Source organism: Frankia sp. CgKIO3 (assembly GCF_977946435.1).
The window spans coordinates 1-3,722 of sequence record NZ_CDWTMO010000259.1 but is presented as its reverse complement, the minus strand read 5'-3'; the positions used below and the strand labels follow the sequence as shown (position 1 = coordinate 3,722).

Below are 3,722 nucleotides of genomic sequence, written 5' to 3'. Positions count from 1 at the left end.
ACTACTGGTCGTAGGTCGGGTATGCCTTGGGTATCCGCACGACGTAGCCGGCCTCGACGGCGCCTCGGCGGATCAGTCCGAGGGTTTCGAGCTCCGCGGTTCCCAGAGCGATCAGCTGATTGTCCGGCTTCGTCCACATGTCATCGCCCTCAAAGACGAAGAACTCCAGGCCAAGGCAGGTGCGGCCCTCTTTGACCATATAGGGAGACCAGGATCCGTAATTCTGGATGCGGCCGACCCTGACACCGGGGTCGTGGATATAGATCCAGTTGTCCGGGAAGCTGAATTCCTTCGGCACGATGAGGGCGACCGTCAGGTAGTCGCGATACCGAAGGTCCTTCGCTGCGCCGAGGACGTGTACCGGTGGGGGTGGGTCCATGCTGGTGAGCAGGGCCGACATCGGCATCGAGGAGATGATGTGGTCGGCGGGCACCCGGTGCTGCTCGCCGGAGCTGGTTGCGACGGTGACGGCGACGGCTCGTCCGTCCGGTGGATCTACGGGGGTGTCCGCCGACGCCACCTGGCCTCCCCGAGCGCCCGCACGCGGCCAGCCCGCCAAGCGAGAGGCGATCATGTTGGCGGCACTAGATCTGTTCGTCCGCCAGGGCTATGCGGCCACGACGCTTGAGGACATCGCCACGGCGACCCCGGTGTCACGGCAGACCGTCTACAACCACTTCGGAGATAAGGAGACGCCGTTCCTCGCCGTCATCGATACGCACCTCACGGCGACCCTCGACGCGCTACGTCAGGCGACGGCCTTCTTCCCAAGCCCCCTACCGGACCCCGAGGCCTACCTTAACGATCTTGCAAGGCGCATCATGGCGACCTTCCTCGATCCGCGCACAGCCTCTCTGCGCCTGCTCCTGCAGGCCGAAGGGCCCCGCCAACCCCAGCTGCTGCAGCTCTGGCGCCGACGCGTCGCGACTCCCGTCTGGTCAGAGCTAATCGGCCAGCTGGCCAGGATCGCTCACGGCGGCGCGCTGCGCATCGATGACCCTGCCCGCGCGGCAGGCCAGTTCATTGCCCTTGTCAACGGAACCGTCTGGGAGATGACCGAGCTCGGCATGTTCGCCGTCCACAATCCACCTGCGCTCGACAGCCCGGAACTCGACGCTGCGCTACGGTCCGCCGTGAGACTCTTCGTCCGCGGCTACAAGTAGGGGGACGGGCCGACGCCCGGTGAACGGGTCATGGCATCCTGACCGGACTGACGTAGTTCGATCGTGCTCTGGTTAGCTGAGGAGACCTGCCACGATCATGCTCGCCGTGATCCATCATCGACGCCGCGGCCTCTTCATGTTGCGGCCAACAAGATCACCGAGACTCTCGCCGGGCCACCCGCCGATCATGATCCACAGGTCTTGGCAATTTCTCGCCGCCCGGCCTTCGTCACTCGTCGGCCTCGAGCCAGCTCGACGAGATCATCGACATCGCTCTCGTGTCGAAGCGGCTCGGGTACTCCTCACCGTCGATCACGGGTGCCCTGTACGCCCACCCGCCGCGCTCCGCGGGCCAGCGTACGGCCGAGACGGTGTCCACGACGATCCCTCGCGCGGCGCGGGGACTCAGGTAGGCTCCATGGCTACCGTGGGTGGCGAGATGGTGGAGAAGGATGGCATTGTGCCTGGCCAGAAGGCTGGCCCGAAGATCAAGGCCGGCAAGATCGTTGCGGAGGATGCGAGATTCGAACTCGCGAGGGGTTGCCCCCAACACGCTTTCCAAGCGTGCGCCCTAGGCCACTAGGCGAATCCTCCGTGGATGAGACTATCTGATCGTTGCGGGGCCAGGCACCGGGCCTGCCGCCGCGCCGCCCGGCAGACCTCGGGATTCATGATTGTCCAGCGCGGGCTAGACTGCACAGCAGACCCCTCGTGCGGCGTTACCCTCGTGAACCCCCCCAGGGCCGGAAGGCAGCAAGGGTAAGCGGGCTCTGGCGGGTGTGCGGGGGGTCCTCTCGTTTCGCCGATCGTCTCGTCGAGCACGCGGAGCAGGCCAGTGAGCACAGCGTTGTACAACCGGTACCGTCCCGCGACGTTCGCCCAGGTCGTCGGCCAGGAGCACGTGACCGACGCACTGCGCAAGGCCCTGCGCACCGGCCGCCTGCACCACGCCTATCTCTTCAGCGGCCCCCGGGGTTGCGGCAAGACCTCCTCCGCCCGGATCCTCGCCGCCTCGCTGAACTGCATCCAGGGCCCGACCCCTGAACCCTGCGGGGTGTGCGACGAGTGCGTGGGCATCCGGACGGGCGCCTCAATGGACGTCACGGAGATCGACGCCGCGTCGCACGGTCTCGTCGACGACGCCCGCGATCTGCGCGAGCGGGCGTTCTTCGCCCCCGCGTCGGCCCGGTTCAAGGTCTTCGTGGTGGACGAGGCGCACATGGTGACCGCGGCGGCGTTCAACGCGCTGCTGAAGGTCGTCGAGGAGCCCCCGCCGTACCTCAAGTTCGTCTTCGCCACCACCGAACCGGACAAGGTCATCCCGACCATCCGGTCCCGGACGCACCACTATGCCTTCCGGCTGGTTCCGCCGGGCGTGCTGCGCGAACATCTGGCGTCGGTCTGCGCCCGGGAGGGGGTCGCCGTCGATCCGGCCGTGTTGCCGCTGATCGTGCGGGCGGGCGCCGGATCGGTCCGCGACTCGCTGTCCGTTCTCGACCAACTGCTGGCCGGCGCGGACGACGACGGCCTGCGCTACGACCGGGCGGTGGCGCTGCTCGGCATGACCGACGGCGTCCTGCTGGACAAGACCGTCGACGCGCTGGCCGACCGCGACGGCGCGGCCCTGTTCACCGTGGTCGACAAGGTCGTCTCCGCCGGTCACGACCCGCGCCGGTTCGCGACCGATCTCCTCGACCGGTTCCGCGACCTGATCGTGATGGCGGCCGTTCCGGACGCGGACGCCCGCGGCCTGCTGGAATCCTTCTCCCCCGACCAGATCGACCGGATGCGGGCGCAGACCACCCGGATGGGCCCCGCCGAGCTGTCCCGGACGGCGGACGTCCTGCACAACGGCCTGGTCGAGATGCGGGGGACGGCGAGCCCACGGCTGATGCTGGAACTGATCCTGGCCCGTGCGTTGCTGCCCACGGCGTCGACCGACCCGGCCGCGCTGCTCACCCGGTTGGAGCGGCTGGAACGGCGGGCCGTGCTCGGCGGGGAAGAACCGGAGCCGGGCCCCCCGTCCCCGCTGCCGGCCGGCCGGGCTCCCGCGCCGGTCCACCCGCCCGCCGCGGACCCGGAGCCCATGCCGCTGGCAGTCCGGGCACCCGCTCGGAGCGGACCGGTGTCTCGACCGGCGAAGGGCCCCCAGCCTGGTTCGCCGGGTCCCGCGTTCACGTCGGGTGATCGTCCCTCGGGCCCGGCAGGTGTTCCGGGCATGGCAGGCACTCCGGGGACCGGGCGGATCGACGCCGCCGGCCTGCGGATGCTGTGGGACGAGGTTCTCGTGCTCGCCGGCCGCCGCAGCCGGAAGACGCATGCGATCTTGAAGGATCACGCGACCGTTGCCGACGTTCGAGGCGACGAGGTCGTGCTGGCCTTCGCCACCCCGACGATGGGCCGGATGTTCGGGCAGGGGAACAACGCCGAGCTGTTCTGTGCCGTGCTGGCGGAGAGACTCGGCGGGACCTGGCGGGTCACCGTCGCTACCGCGGGCGGATCTGGTCACGGCGGCGGGCGGCCCGGAGCGGGTCCCGGTCCGGGCGGCGGTGGCTACTC

General features: G+C 69.0%; 3 protein-coding genes, 1 tRNA gene, 1 other RNA gene and 1 pseudogene. 3 read left to right on the top strand and 3 right to left on the bottom strand.

Annotation, left to right across the window (positions count from 1 at the left end; all coding sequences use genetic code 11):
- Positions 1-4: 4 nt before the first annotated feature.
- Positions 5-499, bottom strand: a pseudogene (locus tag AC08OJ_RS19200) (FAD-dependent oxidoreductase); the annotation flags it as partial.
- Positions 500-572: 73 nt separating this feature from the next.
- Here AC08OJ_RS19200 and AC08OJ_RS19195 point away from each other — a divergent pair.
- Positions 573-1,163 carry a TetR/AcrR family transcriptional regulator gene (locus tag AC08OJ_RS19195; RefSeq protein WP_476596465.1) on the top strand — a complete coding sequence of 197 codons (591 nt, stop codon included), beginning with the start codon at positions 573-575 and terminating at the stop codon, positions 1,161-1,163.
- Between the two features lie 229 nt (positions 1,164-1,392).
- Here the strand turns inward: AC08OJ_RS19195 and AC08OJ_RS19190 are convergent, their stop codons facing one another.
- Positions 1,393-1,713, bottom strand: a complete 321-nt coding sequence (locus AC08OJ_RS19190; RefSeq protein ID WP_476596464.1) for a hypothetical protein — start codon at positions 1,711-1,713, stop codon at positions 1,393-1,395.
- A tRNA-Ser gene (locus AC08OJ_RS19185) sits at positions 1,673-1,757 on the bottom strand. The genes AC08OJ_RS19190 and AC08OJ_RS19185 overlap by 41 nt, the downstream gene beginning before the upstream one ends.
- A gap of 106 nt (positions 1,758-1,863) precedes the next feature.
- Here AC08OJ_RS19185 and ffs point away from each other — a divergent pair.
- Both ffs and AC08OJ_RS19175 read left to right on the top strand, forming a co-directional pair.
- Positions 1,864-1,960, top strand: an RNA gene (gene ffs, locus AC08OJ_RS19180) — signal recognition particle sRNA small type.
- A 38-nt stretch (positions 1,961-1,998) separates the two neighbouring features.
- A partial coding sequence (locus tag AC08OJ_RS19175) for a DNA polymerase III subunit gamma and tau (protein ID WP_476596463.1) occupies positions 1,999-3,722 on the top strand: 1,724 nt, incomplete at its 3' end.

Coding starts and splice junctions, on each gene's coding strand:
- AC08OJ_RS19195 (WP_476596465.1), top strand. CDS start 573: ATGTTGGCGGCACTAGATCTGTTCGTCCGCCAGGGCTATGCGGCCACG.